Below are 14,129 nucleotides of genomic sequence, written 5' to 3'. Positions count from 1 at the left end.
CTCACAGCAGAAAATCGTATCCCTCGACCTGGAAATGTCGGAGAGTCGACGGTGCCGACACCTGTGTCGAGGAGGACTACGCACCCATGACCCAGCAACTGGCCTCGCCGGTCTCCCTGACCGCCGTCGACGCCCCCGACCAGCCCACCCCGACCCCCGAGCTCGAGCAGCTGTACCGCGGCTTCGAGCAGGAGCTGCTCGTTCCGCTGTGGACCGAGATCGGCGACCTGATGCCGGTGCACCCCCGCTCGCGCGCGGTGCCGCACGTCTGGCGGTGGCAGAACCTGCTGGAGCTGGCCGACCAGGCCGGCCACCTGGTTCCGGTCGGCCGCGGGGGCGAGCGCCGGGCGATCGCGCTGGCCAACCCGGCCCTGGGCGGCAAGCCCTACGCCACCCCGACCCTGTGGGCGGCGATCCAGTACCTCATGCCCGGCGAGAACGCGCCGGAGCACCGGCACACGCAGCATGCGTTCCGCTTCGTCGTCGAGGGCGAGGGCGTGTGGACCGTCGTCGGCCGCGACCCGGTGCCGATGAACCGTGGCGACTTCCTGCCGCAGGCCGGCTGGAACTGGCACGCCCACCACAACGCCGCCGACCGGCCGATGGCCTGGATCGACGGGCTGGACATCCCCTTCCAGTACAACTCCGAGTCGCAGTTCTTCGAGTTCGGCCGCGACACGATCAGCGACGAGGAGCGGACGACGCCGGAGCGCTCCCGCTCGCAGCGGCTGTGGGGCCACCCCGGGCTGCGCCCGGTGTCGGCGCCCGGCGCCACCGCCGGCACCCCGCTGCTCAACTACCGCTGGGCCGACACCGACGCCGCGCTCACCGACCAGCTGGAGCTGGAGGCCGAGGGGTTCGCCGGCACGGTCGAGCCCGGGCACGCCGCCGTCCGGTACACCAACCCGACCAGCGGCGGTGACGTGCTGCCGACGATCCGGGCCGAGATGCACCGGGTGCGCCGCGGCGCCGAGACCGCCCCGCGCCGCGAGGCCGGCTCGTCGGTGTACCAGGTCTTCGACGGCAGCGGCACGGTGACCGTGGGCGAGCACTCCTGGGGCGTGAGCCGCGGCGACCTGTTCGTCGTCCCCTCGTGGCAGCCGCTGTCCATCCGGTCCGAGGCGGGGACCTCCGACTCCGACTCCGGCGCGCTGGACCTCTTCCGGTTCAGCGACACCCCGATCTTCGAGGCCCTGCACCTCGACCGCGTCTCCGTGGAAGGCACCACCCGATGAAGCTGGCCACCATCCGCACCCTCGACGGCGCCACCCGCGCCGTCCGCGTGGAGGACGAGGAGCTCGTCGACCTCGGCGCCGCCGACGTCGGCGAGCTGCTCGCCGACCCGGGCTGGGCCGAGCGGGCCGCCGCCGCGACCGAGCCCGCGTCCCATCTGCGCGGCGCGGCCTTCGCGCCGGTCGTCCCGCGCCCCGGCAAGATCGTCTGCGTCGGGCTGAACTACCGGAACCACATCCTCGAGATGGGCCGGGACCTCCCGGAGTACCCGACGCTGTTCAGCAAGTACGCCGACACCCTCGTCGGCGCCACCGACGACATCGTCAAGCCGCCGGAGACCACCGAGTTCGACTGGGAGTGCGAGCTCGCGCTGATCATCGGCACGCCGGTCCGCCGCGCGACCGGGGCGCAGGCCGAGGCGGCAATCGCGGGCTTCGCCGTCCTCAACGACGTCACCTGCCGGGACTGGCAGTTCCGCACCCGCGAGTGGCTGCAGGGCAAGAACTGGGAGTCCAGCACTCCTCTCGGGCCCTACCTGGTCACCCCCGACGAGCTGCCCGGCGGGGTCCGGCCCGCGCTGGAGATCAGCACGAAGATCGACGGCGAGACGGTGCAGAAGGACACCACCGGCGACCTGCTCTTCGACCCGGTCGCCCTGGTCGAGTACGTCTCCACGATGATCACGCTGCGCCCCGGCGACGTCATCGCTACGGGCACGCCGGGCGGCGTCGGTCACGCCCGCAAGCCGGCCCGCTACCTCGAGGTCGGCCAGCGCCTGACCACCGAGATCGCCGGCCTCGGGCGCTGCGAGAACACCGTGGTCGCCGACCCGAGCGCGACGGAGTAGCCGACGCCCGGCTGGTGACGGAGCGCCGGACCGGGTAGGGATGGCGCTCGTGGAGATCCTGATCGTCGGGACGATCACCGTCGAGCCGGCGCGACGGGAGGCACTGCTCGCCGCGATCCGGCCGCTGGTGCAGAAGACCCGGCAGGAAGAGCCGGGCTGCCTCGCGTACGCGTTCACCGCCGACACGGTCGAGGACGACGTCGTGCAGGTGCTCGAGCACTGGCAGGACGAGGCGTCCCTCGCCGCGCACTTCACCCATCCCAACTTCTTCGCCACCAAGACGGCGCTGCACGAGAACGGGTCGGGCGCGTCCTCGATCCGCAAGTTCCGTGCCGACCTGAGCGAACCGGTCCGGGACGGCGAGCGGCGGTACCGCGCCGACTTCTTCACGGCTGCTGACTGAGCCTCTCGTTCAACCGCCGGCGGGCCTGCTTCAGCTCGCGGTCGACCGCCCAGGCGTCGGCGACCGGCCCGAGGTGGCGGAGCTTGTCGGGATTGACCACGCCGCGGATGGTCTGGATCCGCCCGTCGAGCACCTCCAGGACGAGGGCGTAGAGGATCCGGCCGTCGCGGTCGCGGAAGAGCGCGCCGGGCTGGCCGTTGACCTGCTGCTGCTCGAAGGTCACGTCGATCCGGAGCAGCCAGGGGAAGACCGAGCCCAGCACCCGCGCCACGTTCTCCGCGCCGACCAGGGCCCGGGCCAGCTGCGGGGCCTTGCCGCCACCGTCCCCGATCATCTGCACGTCGGCGGCCAGGAGGTCCTGCAGCCCGCCCACGTCGCCGTCCCTCAGCGCGTCGAAGAACCGCGCCGCCAGCTCCCGCCGCTCCTCGCGGTCGGCCGCGAACCGGGGCCGCCCGTCCCCCATGTGCTGCCGCGCCCGCACCAGCAGCTGCCGGCAGGCGGCCTCGGACCGCCCCACCGCCGCGGCGATCTCGTCGAACCCGAAGGCGAACACGTCCCGCAGCAGGAAGACCGCCCGCTCCAGCGGGCTGAGCCGCTCGAGCAGCAGCAGCGCGGCCATCGAGACGGAGTCGGCGAGCTCCGCCGACCGCTCGGGGTCCTGGTACGGATCACTCAGCAGCGGTTCCGGGAACCACGGCCCGACGTACGCCTCCCGCCGCACCCGCGCCGAGCGCAGCACGTCGATCGAGATCCGGGTGACCGTGGCGGACAGGAAGGCCCTGGTCGACCTGGGCTCGGTCGCCGAGGCGTCGAACCGCAGCCAGGTCTCCTGCACCGCGTCCTCGGCCTCGCTGACGCTGCCCAGGATCCGGTAGGCGATCGAGAACAGGAGCGGCCGCAGCTCCTCGAACTCCGCCACCCTGCTCACGCCGACTCCCCTCCCCCGGCCACGCTCAGTTGAACTGACCGGGGCGGTAGTCACCGGCCGGCTGCTGCGTGATGATGTTCAGCCGGTTCACCGCGTTCATGAAGGACACCAGGATCACCAGCGCGGTGACCTGCTCCTCGTCGTAGTGCTTGGCGGCGTGCGCCCACACGTCGTCGCTGACCCCGGCGGCCGCGTCCGCGACGCGGGTCCCCTGCTCGGCGAGCTCCAGCGCGGCCCGCTCGGCCTCGGTGAAGACCGTGGCCTCCCGCCACGCGGCCACGAGGTTCAGCCGCACCGCGGTCTCGCCGGCCGCGGCGGCGTCCTTGGTGTGCATGTCGATGCAGACGGCGCAGCCGTTGATCTGGCTCACGCGCAGCGCCACCAGCTCCCGCGTCGCGGCCGGCAGGGGCGACTCCCTGAGCACCCTGCCCAGGGGCATGAAGTGCGTGAGGGCCTTGCCCGCGATCGGGCTGGCAAAGTAGTCCAGTCGCGCGTCCATGGTGTGCTCCTCCGTGGTGTCCGTGGCTACACCCCTGAGACGAGACAGCCCGACGCCCCGTGACATGGACCGTCGTGACCGGTGTCCTCCGCGCACCGCCACGCGGGGCCGCCCGCGGAAGGGCATTCCGATCGCCCGCTGCGCCTGCCACAGTGCAGTGATGGACGAGAAGCGTCCTGAGCACACCGAGCGGCGCGGGCACCCCTCCGGGCAGGCGACCGGCGATGCCGTCCGGGAGGACCTGTCGCAGCGGCTGGCCGACCTGGCGCGGGAGATGCAGCGCCAGGAAGGCGCCCCAGCGGTTATGGACCTCATCGTCGCCTCGGTGGTGGGCACAATCCCGGGTGCCGAGGAGGCCACGATCAGCCTGGTGCACGGCCGGCGCCGGGTGGAGTCGGCCGCGGCCACGGGCGAGCTGGCGCGGCGGTTCGACGACCTGCAACAGCAGACGCAGCAGGGGCCGTGCCTGGATGCCATGTACGAGCAGCAGACCGTCCGCGTCGATGACGTGACCGCCGACCCACGCTGGCCGGAGCTGGCCCGGCGGGCCGCGGCGCTGGGCGTGGCCAGCGCGCTGTGCTTCCAGCTGTTCGTCCACGACGACGACCTGGGGGCGCTGAACCTGCTCGCTCGCCGGCCGGCGGCCTTCACCGACGAGTCCGAGCGGATCGGGCTGCTCTTCGCCGCCCACGCGGCGGTCGCGCTCGCCGATGCCCGCGACCTCAACCACGTCACCATCGCCCTGGGCAGCCGGGACATCATCGGTCAGGCCAAGGGCATCCTGATGGAGCGCTACAAGATCACCCAGGAGATGGCGTTCGCCCTGCTCGCGAAGGCCAGCCAGGACACCAACCGCAAGGTCCAGGAGGTCGCCGAGCACCTCGCCGAGACCGGCACCCTGGGCGGCTGAGCAGCGATCCCGGCTGCCGCGGGTGGGTCAGCGCTGGAGCACGACGGTGAAGGACCTGCCACCGTCGCGCGACTCCTGCACCGCGTCGGCGGTGGCGACGACGATCCGCACGCGGCCACCGTCGGCGCCCGTGGCGAGCGCCGTGGGCAGGGTGGGTAGGTCGGCCTCCCGCCGCCAGGTCACACCGGCGTCGGTGCTGGTCCAGACGATCCCGGCGGAGTCGGCGCCGACCGCGGTCGTGTTGTCCGCCCACGCCGCCGTCAGCAGAGACGGGGCGCCGGCCACGGACACCCAGGAGGAGCCGAGGTCGGCGGACCGCAGCAGGCCCTGTCCGGTGGGGGCCAGCACCGTGCGGCCGTCAGGGGCGGCGGCCAGCACGCCGGGTGCGGCGGGAATGCTCAGCTGCGTCCACGTCCGGCCGCCGTCGGAGCTGCGCTGCAACGTCCCGTCGTAGGCGAGGACGCCGCCGGCCCAGACCGTGAGCGTGCTGAAGTTCGCCTGCCCGCCGCGGGACAGGGCCGTCCACGTCTCCCCGCCGTCGGTGGACTCGATCAGCCCGAGCGGGTCGGGTAGGTCCGCGTGGGGGCCGGGGGTGCCGGAGGCCAGGAAGTGCTCGCCGCCGGCCACGGCGAATCCGGTGATGGAGATGGCTGGCCCGCGGGAGAACCACAGCCCGCCCGGGCCGATCTCGAACAGGCCGTTCTCCGAGGCCAGCAGCAGCTTGTGATCGTGGGGGTCGATCCCCAAGCCGGTCACGTGCGCCGCCGGCAGTGTGCCCGGCCCGGACGGCGGTGCGCTGCGGGTAGGGAGCTGGGTGCAGCCGCCGGCGACCAGGGCGGCGAGCACGGCCGAGAACAGCGACGCCGTCCGTCCGGGCCGGGGGGACGGTCGTGACCGGACACGCGGGCGGGCACCGGCGCGGCCGCGTGCGGTGGGCGTCAGCGTCCGGACCATCCGCCCCCCATGCGGTCGTCGATGCCTCTCGGATGCTCGCATCCGCGCCGGTCCGCCGGGGCGCTTTCCGCCCCGGCGACCGCTCGGTCTCCGGGACGCCGGCGAGCATCCGGGCGCGGATGATGGCCCGATGCTGAGCACCGAGGATCAGGACGACGTCGCCGTCCTGCGCATCGAGCACGGCCGGGTGGGGGCCCTCGACGTCGAGCTGCTGGACGCCCTCACCGAGGCCGTCACCGCGTCCGACCGGGCGCTGGTCATCACCGGCAGCGGCTCGTCCTTCTCCGCGGGGGTGGACCTGCGCCGCATCCTGGACGGCGGCCGGCCGTACACCGAGGAGCTCCTGGCCGCCCTGTCCCGCATGTTCCGCGCCGTGTTCGACCATCCGCGGCCGACGGTCGCGGCGGTCAACGGGCACGCGATCGCCGGCGGCTGCGTGCTCGCCCTGGCCTGCGACCTGCGGCTGATGTCGGGCGGACGGATCGGGCTGGCCGAGCTGGCCGTCGGCGTCCCCTTCCCGACGTCCGCCCTGGAGATCGTCCGGCACGCGCTCGGCCCCCGCGCCGGGCAGGTGCTGCTCGGCGCGGGGACCGTCGACCGCGAGCGGGCGCTGGCCCTGGGGATGGTCGACGAGCTCACCGAGCCCGGCGACCTGCTCCCCCGGGCGGTCGCGCTGGCCGCCGAGCTGGCCGCCCGGTCGCCGGAGTCCTACCGGCTGGCCAAGGTCGCGCTCCACCGCCCCGCGAACGCGGCGATCGCGGCGACCGCCGGCGACGACGCGGCCGTCCTCGCCGGCTGGACCTCCGACGACACCCGGCAGCGGATCGGGGCCGCGCTCGCGGCGCTGACCCGGCGCTAGCCGACCGACGCCCGCGCGGGGTCGCCCGCCCGGGCGGCGTTCCCGTGCACCTGCTCGACGATCGCGTCCCACAGCGGAACGGGCAGCTCGTGTCCCATGCCCGGGTGGACGGTGAGCGTCGAGCCCGCGATGAGCTCGTGCAGCCGGACCGACGCCGCCGGGTCGATCAGCCGGTCCGCCGACCCGTGGATGATCGTCGTCGGTGCGGTGATCCGGCCCAGCAGCGCGGAGCGGTCGGGCGCGCACAGCACCGCCTCGGTCTGGCGCGCTTCGCCGTCGCGGTCCCAGCCGCGGTCGTACATGAGCCCGCCCAGCTCGCGCAGCCAGTCGACGTCCTGCGGGTAGGCCGCCGAGGCGCAGGACGCCTCGTGCCGGAGGTAGGTCTCGACCGCCTCGTCGCGGGTCCGCGGCACCCCGGCGCCGAGGCGATCGGCGGCCTCCTCGATCCGCAGGTAGCTGTTGTCCGGCGCGGTGTACAACAGCGCCAGCGACAGGACCCGGGGAGCGTGGTCGACCGCGAGGTGCTGGGCGATCATCCCGCCCATCGACTGCCCGACGACGTGGGCGGCCTCGATGCCCAGGGCGTCGAGGAGCCCCGCGGCGTCGTCTGCCATGTCGGCGAGGGTGTACCCGCCCGCGGGGAACCGCTGGGAGAGGCCCACGTCGCGGTTGTCGTAGCGGAGGACGTGGAAGCCGCGGTCGGCCACCCGGCGGCACAGCTCCTCCCGCCAGCCGAGCAGGTGGGCGCTGAGCCCCTGGACGAGCAGCATGGCCGGGTCGCGGGGGTTCCCGAAGGACTCGTGGTGGAGCGACACCCCGGCAGGGGTCCGGATCGTGGGCACGGGGATCTCCTGGACGTCGTCGCCCGCGCCGGTCAGCGGACCGACCGGATGCGGAGCATGAGCAGGCCGGAGACGACGGCGCAGACCGCGCCGAAGGCGAACAGCGCGGGGTAGCCGCCCAGCCAGGTGATGAGCGCGCCGGCGACGACGGGCGCCAGCAGCTGGGGCAGGCCGGTGGCCACCTGCAGGATCCCGAAGTCGCGCCCCTCCGACTGCTTGTCCGGCAGCACGAGCGACATGACCGCGAGGTCGACGGCGAAGTAGGTGCCGATCGAGGCGCCGAGGCAGGCGGAGTAGACCAGCATGCCGGTCCAGGTCGGGGAGACGATCGGGATCACCATCGAGGCGGCGACGCCGAGGGCGCTGATGCCGACGAAGACCTTGCGGCGGTCCAGCCGGTCGGCGAGCCAGCCGGCGACGAACGCGACGAGCACCCAGGCGACGATCGTGACGGTGAGCGAGGTGCTCACCGCGACGGCGGCGTCGCCGCCGGGCAGCCGGTCGGTGCCGATGTAGTCCTGGAAGGTGTAGAAGGCGTAGCCGCTGACGGTGAAGTAGGAGGCGAACAGCCCGAACCGGCTGAGGAAGGCGAGCCGGAAGTCGCGGCTGGCGAACGCCTGGAAGAAGGCGCGGGAGGCCGCGGCCAGCCCGGCGCGCTCCCGTCGGGCGCGCGGCAGGTCCCGGGCGGACCGTTCCCGGGCGCCGAGGATGAGCAGCGCGGTGGTCACGACGAGCGCCAGCCCGAAGACCGTGTAGCTCGCGACCTGGCCGGCGCGGCTGGCGTAGTTGACGGCGAGGACGACGCCGACCGGTGTGGCCCCGCCGATGACCGCCGACGCGAGGCCACGGCGCCCGACCGGCACCCGGTCGGGCAGGATCGCCGTCAGCGCCCCCTGGAAGAAGTTGGCCGCGAACCACAGCGCCGTCGCGACGACCGCGAGCGTGGCCAGGCTGGCGGCGAGCCCCATGAGGACGGCGAGCACGGCCGAGACGACCGCGGAGACGGCGAGCCAGGGGGCGCGCCGGCCGAAGCGGGTGCGGGTCCGGTCGGAGAGCGCGCCACCGGTGGGGATGGCGATCATCGAGGCGACCGCCATGAGCACCGTGAGCAGCGCGAGGTTGCCGACCTTCGCGGCCGGGTCGATGCGCTCGACCTGGGCCGGCAGCACGATCGACCCGATGCCGTTGAACAGCGCGTACATGGCCGTCGTCGCCGGGAAGAGCATCGTCAGCAGGCGCCCCACGCCGACGCCGTCGGACCGGGACTCGGCCGGGGGCGCCGGCGGGGCCACGAGCGGCTCGGATGCGGACGGCACGGTCGGGGGTTCGGCAGGCGTGCGGACGTCGGTCATGGCATCTCCGGTGAGGACAGCAGGGCGTCGGGTGCGGCTCTCGCGACTAATACGTATTAGGTGAGAGCGGCGTCACAGTAAGGGCCGGGCCACGGCCACCGCAATAGACTGCGGGAAATTCCGTCGTCGGGGGGACCATGCCGCGGGTCACGAGCAGGGACGTCGCCCGGGAGGCCGGCGTCTCGCAGACCACGGTGAGCTTCGTGCTCAACGGGCGGGACGAGTTCGGCATCTCCGAGGAGACGCGGCAACTGGTGCTGGAGACCGCCGGGCGCCTCGGCTACGTCCCCTCGGCGGCGGCCCGGTCGCTGCGGGTCGGGCGGAGCAACGTCGTCGTCTGCCTGTGGCCGGAGCTCCCCATCTCCGAGGCGACGGAGGTGTTCAAGCGGCAGTTCAGCGCCGCTCTCGGGCAGGCGGGCTACACCTGCGTGTTCCTGGAGCTGGCGGGGTTGAGCGGTGCCCTGGCCGACGTCTGGCGGCACATCACCCCGGCCGCGGTGATCGCCCTGGGCAACCTCGCGGACGACGACGCCGCGGCGCTCCGGAGCGCGTCGGTGCCCGTCGTCGACGACGTCCTGCGCCCTGACGCGGTGCGGCTGGAGGGCCTGGACCAGGAGGAGATCGGCCGCATCCAGGTGCGGCACCTGGCCGAGCGCGGCCACCGGGCCATCGGCTTCGCCGCGATCGACGACCCGCGGGAGACCCCGTTCTGCCGCCCCCGGCTGGAGGGAGCGCGGCAGGCGTGCGCCGAGCTCGGCCTGCCCGAACCGGTCGTGGCCACCGTCGCCTACTCCACCGACAGCGCGCGGGCGGCACTGACCGTCTGGACGGAGCGCCGGGAGGAACGGCCGGTCACCGGCGTCGCGGCCTACAACGACCTGGTGGCGCTGGCCCTTCTCGGCGCGTGCCGGGCGACGGGGGTCCGGGTGCCCGAGGACCTCGCGCTCGTCGGCGTCGACGACCTCCCGTCCGCGTCGCTCGCCACGCCGGCGCTCTCCACCGTCGCGATGGACCTCTCGATCCCGTCGCGCAAGCTCGCCGCCCACGTCGTCGGGCTGATCGAGGGTCAGCAGCCCGCGAAGCCGGACGCCGACGGCGAGGTCTTCCGCCTGGTCCGGCGCCAGTCCTCGTAGTAGTGCAGCAGCCGGCTCATTGCCCGTGACCGGTAGCAGTGTGCATTTCCGGCGCGTTCTCGTCGCAGAAATGCGCCGTGCCCGCACATCGCCGCCCACGTGCGGCCGCAGCCGCAGCGTCGGGGCGGTCAGCCGCGAGGAGCGGCCGGCAGCTCCAGCAGCTGCTCGCCGAGCCCGGCGACGGCCTCCACCGCCCCGACGGCCGTCCGGATGTGCCTGGTCCGCGCGGCATCGTTGACCAGCGCGAGCGCCGCCTGGACCTGGATGCGTGCGGCCGTCGCGTCGATCCCGGCATGGATCTGGGTGAGCAGGTGCACCCACTCGTCGATGTAGTCGCGCTGCTGGAGCACTGCCGCGCGCCGCTCGTCGTCCGGGAGGTTGCGCACCTCGCTGATGAGCAGGTCCACCACGTCGTGGTGGTGGAACGCGAACTGCACGTAGGACCGGACCAGGCCGCGCAGTGCCGTGGCCGGATCGCCGGACTCCGCCAGGACCTCCGCGACCTGGACGTTGAGGTAGGCGGTGCCCCGCTGGAACGGGGTCAGCAGCAGGTCGATCTTGCTCGGGACGTGGTTGTAGACGCTGGGGCCCGCGATGCCGAGGGCGGCGGCGATGTCCTCCAGACTCACGCTGGCGTAGCTGCGCTCGGCGAACAGCCGGACCGCCGCGGCCAGCACCGCCTCGCGTCGCGATCGGGGCAGCAACCCTGGGGGCGGCGCCGCACCGGGAGCGAGCGACGACGTCAGCCGCGCGTCGAGGACCCGACCGGCCAGCCCGGCGAGCAGCTGCTCGTACTCCGCGCGGGGCAGCTCGAGCTGGTGGAACGACGGGCTGACCACGACGGCGAGCACCGCCCACGCCAGCAGGTCCCGCTCCTCCGCCGAGAGCTCCGGCCGGGCCGCGCCGATCCGCTCGGCGAGGCGCCGGCCGATGCCGCGCACCTGGACCTCGAGGGCTTCGCGCTCCGGCCCCTCGAGGTGCCTGACCTCGCGCTGGAACAGCACGCCGAGGTCGCGGTGGTCGAGCGAGATCCTCGCCAGCGCGGGAAGCGCGGTCGCGCGGTCGGTGAGGTCGAGCTCCCGGAGCAGCCCCGCCAGGGGGTCCAGGCCGGCCTGCACCACCTCGGCGAGCAGCTGCTGCTTGCCGGGGAAGTGCCGGTACAGCGCCGATGGCCCCACCGCGACGGCGTCGGCGATGTCGCCCATGGAGACGTGCTCGTACCCGCGGGTGCGGAACAGCTCCCGGGCGGCCTCGACGATGAGGTCCCGGCGGTTTGCCGGGCGGGTCCCGCGGGCGGGCCGGGCGGCCGTCGTCATGAGGCTCCTCGGGAGGTCATCCGAGCTCGAGCGAGCGACCGATGATCTCCTTCATGATCTCGGTCGCGCCGCCGTACACGCGGGAGATCCGGGAGTCCACGTAGGCCCGCGCGATCGGGTACTCGAGCATGTAACCGTAGCCGCCGTGCAGCTGGACGCAGGCGTCCACCACCCGGCCCTGCAGCTCGGTGCACCACCACTTGGCCTTCGCCGCGTCGACCGCAGTGAGCCGGCCGGCGTCGAGCTCCCGCACGCACCGGTCGACGTACTGCTGGGCGATGTCGACCTCGGTGACGAGCTCGGCCAGGCGGAACCGGACGGACTGCAGCGAGCCCAGCGGCGCGCCGAACGCCGTGCGCTCGCGGACGTGCGCGACGGTCCACTCGATCGCCGCGGCCGCCTGGGCGACCGACGCCACCGCGATCGACAACCGTTCCTGCGGCAGGTTGCGGGTCAGGCCGAAGAAGCCCTCGCCCTCGCGCCCCAGCAGGTTGGCGACCGGCACCCGGACCCCGGTGAAGGACAGCTCCGCGGTGTCCTGGACGTGCAGCCCCACCTTGTCGAGGTTGCGGCCGCGCTCGAAGCCCGGCGTGCCGCGCTCGACGACGAGCAGGCTGAGCCCCCGGTGCGGATGCTCGCCGGTGCGCACGACGACGATCACCAGGTCGGCGTTGATCCCGTTGGTGATGAACGTCTTGGCGCCGTCGACGACGTACTCGTCGCCGTCGCGAACGGCGCGGGTGCGGATGCCGGCCAGGTCCGAGCCGGCACCTGGCTCGGTCATGGCGATCGCGGTCACCGTCTCCCCGGCGGCGATGCCCGGCAGCCACCGCGCCTTCTGCTCCGGGGTGCACAGCTCGAGGAAGTACGCCAGGCAGACGTCGGCCTGGAGGCCGATGCCGATCGTGGCCGGGGCGACGCCGGCCCGGGCCGCCTCCTCGGCGAGGACGACGTTGAACCGGAAGTCGCGGATTCCCGCGCCGCCGTACTCCTCGGGCACGGCGGCGAAGGCGCCGAGCTCCGCGGCCTGCGCGAACAGCTCGCGCGGGACGATCCCGGTCCGCTCCCAGTCGGGGTAGTGCGGCACGACCTCCTTGTCGAGGAAGGTCCGCACGCTCTCCCGGTACGCCTCGTGGTCGGCGTCGAACAGGTCCCTTCGCATCTGGGAGCGCATCAGGCGATGAACCCGCCGCCGCACACCAGCGTCTGGGCGCTGACGTAGTCCGACTCGGGCAGGCACAGCAGGTAGACCGCCCCGGCCGCCTCGGCCGGCGTACCGGCGCGGCCGAGCGGGATCATCCGCTCCATCGTCTCGAGCAGCGCGGGGTTGACGCCGACCTTGATCTCCCGGCCGGCCACGTCGATGGTCGCGTCGCCGTCGGCTGGGGCCTCGGTGAGCCGGGTCCGGATCAGCCCGAAGGCGACCGTGTTGACCGTGACGTTGTACCGGCCCCACTCCTTGGCCAGGGTCTTGGTCAGCCCGGTGATCCCGGCCTTGGCGGCGGCGTAGTTCGCCTGGCCGGCGTTGCCGCCGAGCCCGGCGATGCTGGAGATGTTGACCACCTTGCGGCAGTGGACCGGCTCGCCCGTCTCCCGCGCGTCCTTCACGGCGGCGGCGATCACCGGCTGGGCGGCCCGCAGGATGCGGAACGGCGCCTTGAGGTGGACGTCGAGGATGGCGTCCCACTGCTCGTCGGTCATCTTCTGGACGACGCCGTCCCACGTGTAGCCGGCGTTGTTGACGATGATGTCCAGCCCGCCGAAGGAGTCGACCGCGGTCTGCACGAACCGCTCGGCGAACCCGTCCTCGGTGACACTGCCGGCGCAGGCCACCGCCCGGCCGCCCGCGGTCTCGATGTCGGCCACGGTCTGCTTGGCCGGGACGGGGTCGAGGTCGTTGACGACCACCGCCGCGCCGTCGACCGCGAGTTTCAGCGCGATCTCCCGGCCGATGCCGCGGCCGGAGCCCGTGACGATCGCGACCTTGCCGTCGAGCTTGCCCATGGTTGTCAGTCCTCCAGGGTGATGAGGGCCGTGCCCTCGAGGGTGGTGGTGCCGTCGGCGATGCGGACGGCGAGGTCGACGGTCGCGGTCGTGCCGTCGACCGCGGTGACGACGCCGGTGCACGTCGGCTGCGCGTGCACCGGCGTGATGGCCAGGAAGCGGACGCTGAACGACCGGATCCGCTCCTGCGGCACCCAGTTCGTCAGCAATCGGCCGAGGTAGGCCATCGAGAGCATCCCGTGCGCGAAGACGTCGTCCATCCCGGCCGACCGCGCGACGTCGAGGTCGACGTGGATCGGGTTGTGGTCACCGGACGCGCCGGCGAACAGCGCCAGCGTGGTCCGGCTGATCGGCGCGAGGGTCAGGGGCGGCAGTTCGGTGCCGACGTTCATCGGGCGGCCTCCGGGTTGCGGACGACGATGACGCTGCGCAACTGCGCGATCGGCTCGCCGTCCCGGGTGATGTCGGTCTGCTTGACGACGAACTCGAGCGCGCCGCCCTTCTTGGCGAAGACGTCGACGATCGCCGGCGTCAGCGTCAGCCGGTCCCCGGCGTAGGCGAGGCCGTCGTAGGAGAACGACTGCTCGCCGTGCAGGACGCGGCGCAGGTCGACGCCCAGCGAGTCGAGGTAGCCGAACGGGTCGGGCGCCTCGAGTTCGAGGCCGAAGAAGAAGGTCGGCGGCACCGGGAGGTCGCGGTGCCCGGCCTGCTTCGCCGCGTCGACGTCCCAGTAGACCGGGTCGGTCTGGCCGGTGGCGCGGGCGAAGAACCGCAGCCGGCCCCGCTCCACCTCGACGTGGATCGGCGGGATGCGCAGCGCGAGCGCCTGCGCGCGGTCGATGGCCACTG

Annotated in this window: 16 protein-coding genes; 6 read left to right on the top strand and 10 right to left on the bottom strand. The window is 73.4% G+C overall.

Features of this window, described 5'->3' with window-relative positions; translation table 11 throughout:
- Positions 1–86 precede the first annotated feature (86 nt).
- The 3 genes from AB3388_RS06010 to AB3388_RS06000 are packed head-to-tail and all read left to right on the top strand — an operon-like array spanning position 87 to position 2,483.
- The gene (locus AB3388_RS06010) at positions 87–1,235 is read left to right on the top strand and encodes a cupin domain-containing protein (RefSeq protein WP_495409848.1); all 1,149 of its coding nucleotides are present in this window, start codon (positions 87–89) and stop codon (positions 1,233–1,235) included.
- Entirely contained in the window at positions 1,232–2,080 is an 849-nt protein-coding gene (locus AB3388_RS06005) for a fumarylacetoacetate hydrolase family protein (RefSeq protein ID WP_495409847.1), read from the top strand. Before AB3388_RS06010 ends, AB3388_RS06005 begins: the two co-directional genes overlap by 4 nt.
- A 49-nt stretch (positions 2,081–2,129) precedes the next feature.
- Entirely contained in the window at positions 2,130–2,483 is a 354-nt protein-coding gene (locus tag AB3388_RS06000; protein ID WP_495409846.1) for a putative quinol monooxygenase, read from the top strand.
- On the opposite strand, the gene AB3388_RS05995 is transcribed toward AB3388_RS06000, so the two are convergent.
- Together AB3388_RS05995 and AB3388_RS05990 are read right to left on the bottom strand one after the other, a co-directional pair.
- Positions 2,467–3,411: an RNA polymerase sigma-70 factor gene (locus AB3388_RS05995; protein ID WP_495409845.1), complete on the bottom strand. Its 945-nt coding sequence runs from the start codon at positions 3,409–3,411 to the stop codon at positions 2,467–2,469. The genes AB3388_RS06000 and AB3388_RS05995 overlap by 17 nt on opposite strands.
- 25 nt (positions 3,412–3,436) lie before the next feature.
- Positions 3,437–3,910: a carboxymuconolactone decarboxylase family protein gene (locus AB3388_RS05990; protein ID WP_495409844.1), complete on the bottom strand. Its 474-nt coding sequence runs from the start codon at positions 3,908–3,910 to the stop codon at positions 3,437–3,439.
- A gap of 160 nt (positions 3,911–4,070) precedes the next feature.
- Here AB3388_RS05990 and AB3388_RS05985 point away from each other — a divergent pair, with 160 nt between their 5' ends.
- Complete coding sequence (locus AB3388_RS05985) at positions 4,071–4,820, top strand: ANTAR domain-containing protein (RefSeq protein WP_495409843.1); 750 nt, start codon at positions 4,071–4,073, stop codon at positions 4,818–4,820.
- Between the two features lie 27 nt (positions 4,821–4,847).
- Here AB3388_RS05985 and AB3388_RS05980 read toward each other — a convergent pair whose 3' ends face one another.
- Positions 4,848–5,666 (bottom strand): F510_1955 family glycosylhydrolase, encoded by an 819-nt coding sequence (locus AB3388_RS05980; RefSeq protein ID WP_495409842.1) that lies wholly within the window; start codon positions 5,664–5,666, stop codon positions 4,848–4,850.
- A gap of 238 nt (positions 5,667–5,904) precedes the next feature.
- On the opposite strand from AB3388_RS05980, the gene AB3388_RS05975 reads away from it, so the two are divergent.
- Positions 5,905–6,633, top strand: a complete 729-nt coding sequence (locus AB3388_RS05975) for an enoyl-CoA hydratase/isomerase family protein (RefSeq protein WP_495409841.1) — start codon at positions 5,905–5,907, stop codon at positions 6,631–6,633.
- On the opposite strand, the gene AB3388_RS05970 is transcribed toward AB3388_RS05975, so the two are convergent.
- Both AB3388_RS05970 and AB3388_RS05965 read right to left on the bottom strand, forming a co-directional pair.
- Entirely contained in the window at positions 6,630–7,475 is an 846-nt protein-coding gene (locus AB3388_RS05970; RefSeq protein ID WP_495409840.1) for an alpha/beta fold hydrolase, read from the bottom strand. The two genes, AB3388_RS05975 and AB3388_RS05970, sit on opposite strands and share 4 nt — an antisense overlap.
- A 32-nt stretch (positions 7,476–7,507) precedes the next feature.
- Complete coding sequence (locus AB3388_RS05965; protein WP_495409839.1) at positions 7,508–8,827, bottom strand: MFS transporter; 1,320 nt, start codon at positions 8,825–8,827, stop codon at positions 7,508–7,510.
- A 137-nt stretch (positions 8,828–8,964) separates the two neighbouring features.
- Between AB3388_RS05965 and AB3388_RS05960 the strand changes: the two genes are divergently transcribed.
- A complete protein-coding gene (locus AB3388_RS05960) occupies positions 8,965–9,960 on the top strand; it encodes a LacI family DNA-binding transcriptional regulator (protein WP_495409838.1) in 996 nt (331 codons plus the stop codon).
- A gap of 128 nt (positions 9,961–10,088) precedes the next feature.
- Here the strand turns inward: AB3388_RS05960 and AB3388_RS05955 are convergent, their stop codons facing one another.
- From AB3388_RS05955 to AB3388_RS05935, 5 genes are read right to left on the bottom strand one after another with little or no spacing between them, the layout of a single operon-like run.
- On the bottom strand, positions 10,089–11,276 hold the full coding sequence (locus AB3388_RS05955; protein ID WP_495409837.1) for a TetR/AcrR family transcriptional regulator: 1,188 nt from the start codon (positions 11,274–11,276) through the stop codon (positions 10,089–10,091).
- A 16-nt stretch (positions 11,277–11,292) separates the two neighbouring features.
- Positions 11,293–12,450, bottom strand: coding sequence for an acyl-CoA dehydrogenase family protein (locus AB3388_RS05950; protein WP_495409836.1), 1,158 nt, complete (start codon positions 12,448–12,450; stop codon positions 11,293–11,295).
- Positions 12,450–13,280, bottom strand: a complete 831-nt coding sequence (locus AB3388_RS05945) for an SDR family NAD(P)-dependent oxidoreductase (RefSeq protein ID WP_495409835.1) — start codon at positions 13,278–13,280, stop codon at positions 12,450–12,452. Before AB3388_RS05945 ends, AB3388_RS05950 begins: the two co-directional genes overlap by 1 nt.
- Before the next feature lie 5 nt (positions 13,281–13,285).
- Entirely contained in the window at positions 13,286–13,672 is a 387-nt protein-coding gene (locus tag AB3388_RS05940; protein WP_495409834.1) for a MaoC/PaaZ C-terminal domain-containing protein, read from the bottom strand.
- Complete coding sequence (locus AB3388_RS05935; RefSeq protein WP_495409833.1) at positions 13,669–14,127, bottom strand: MaoC family dehydratase N-terminal domain-containing protein; 459 nt, start codon at positions 14,125–14,127, stop codon at positions 13,669–13,671. The genes AB3388_RS05940 and AB3388_RS05935 overlap by 4 nt, the downstream gene beginning before the upstream one ends.
- Positions 14,128–14,129 lie beyond the last annotated feature (2 nt).

The sequence above is a fragment of the Geodermatophilus sp. SMS 5-13 genome, assembly GCF_059428245.1.
Note: the sequence above shows the minus strand (reverse complement) of the source record. Positions and strands in the feature narration are given on the sequence as shown.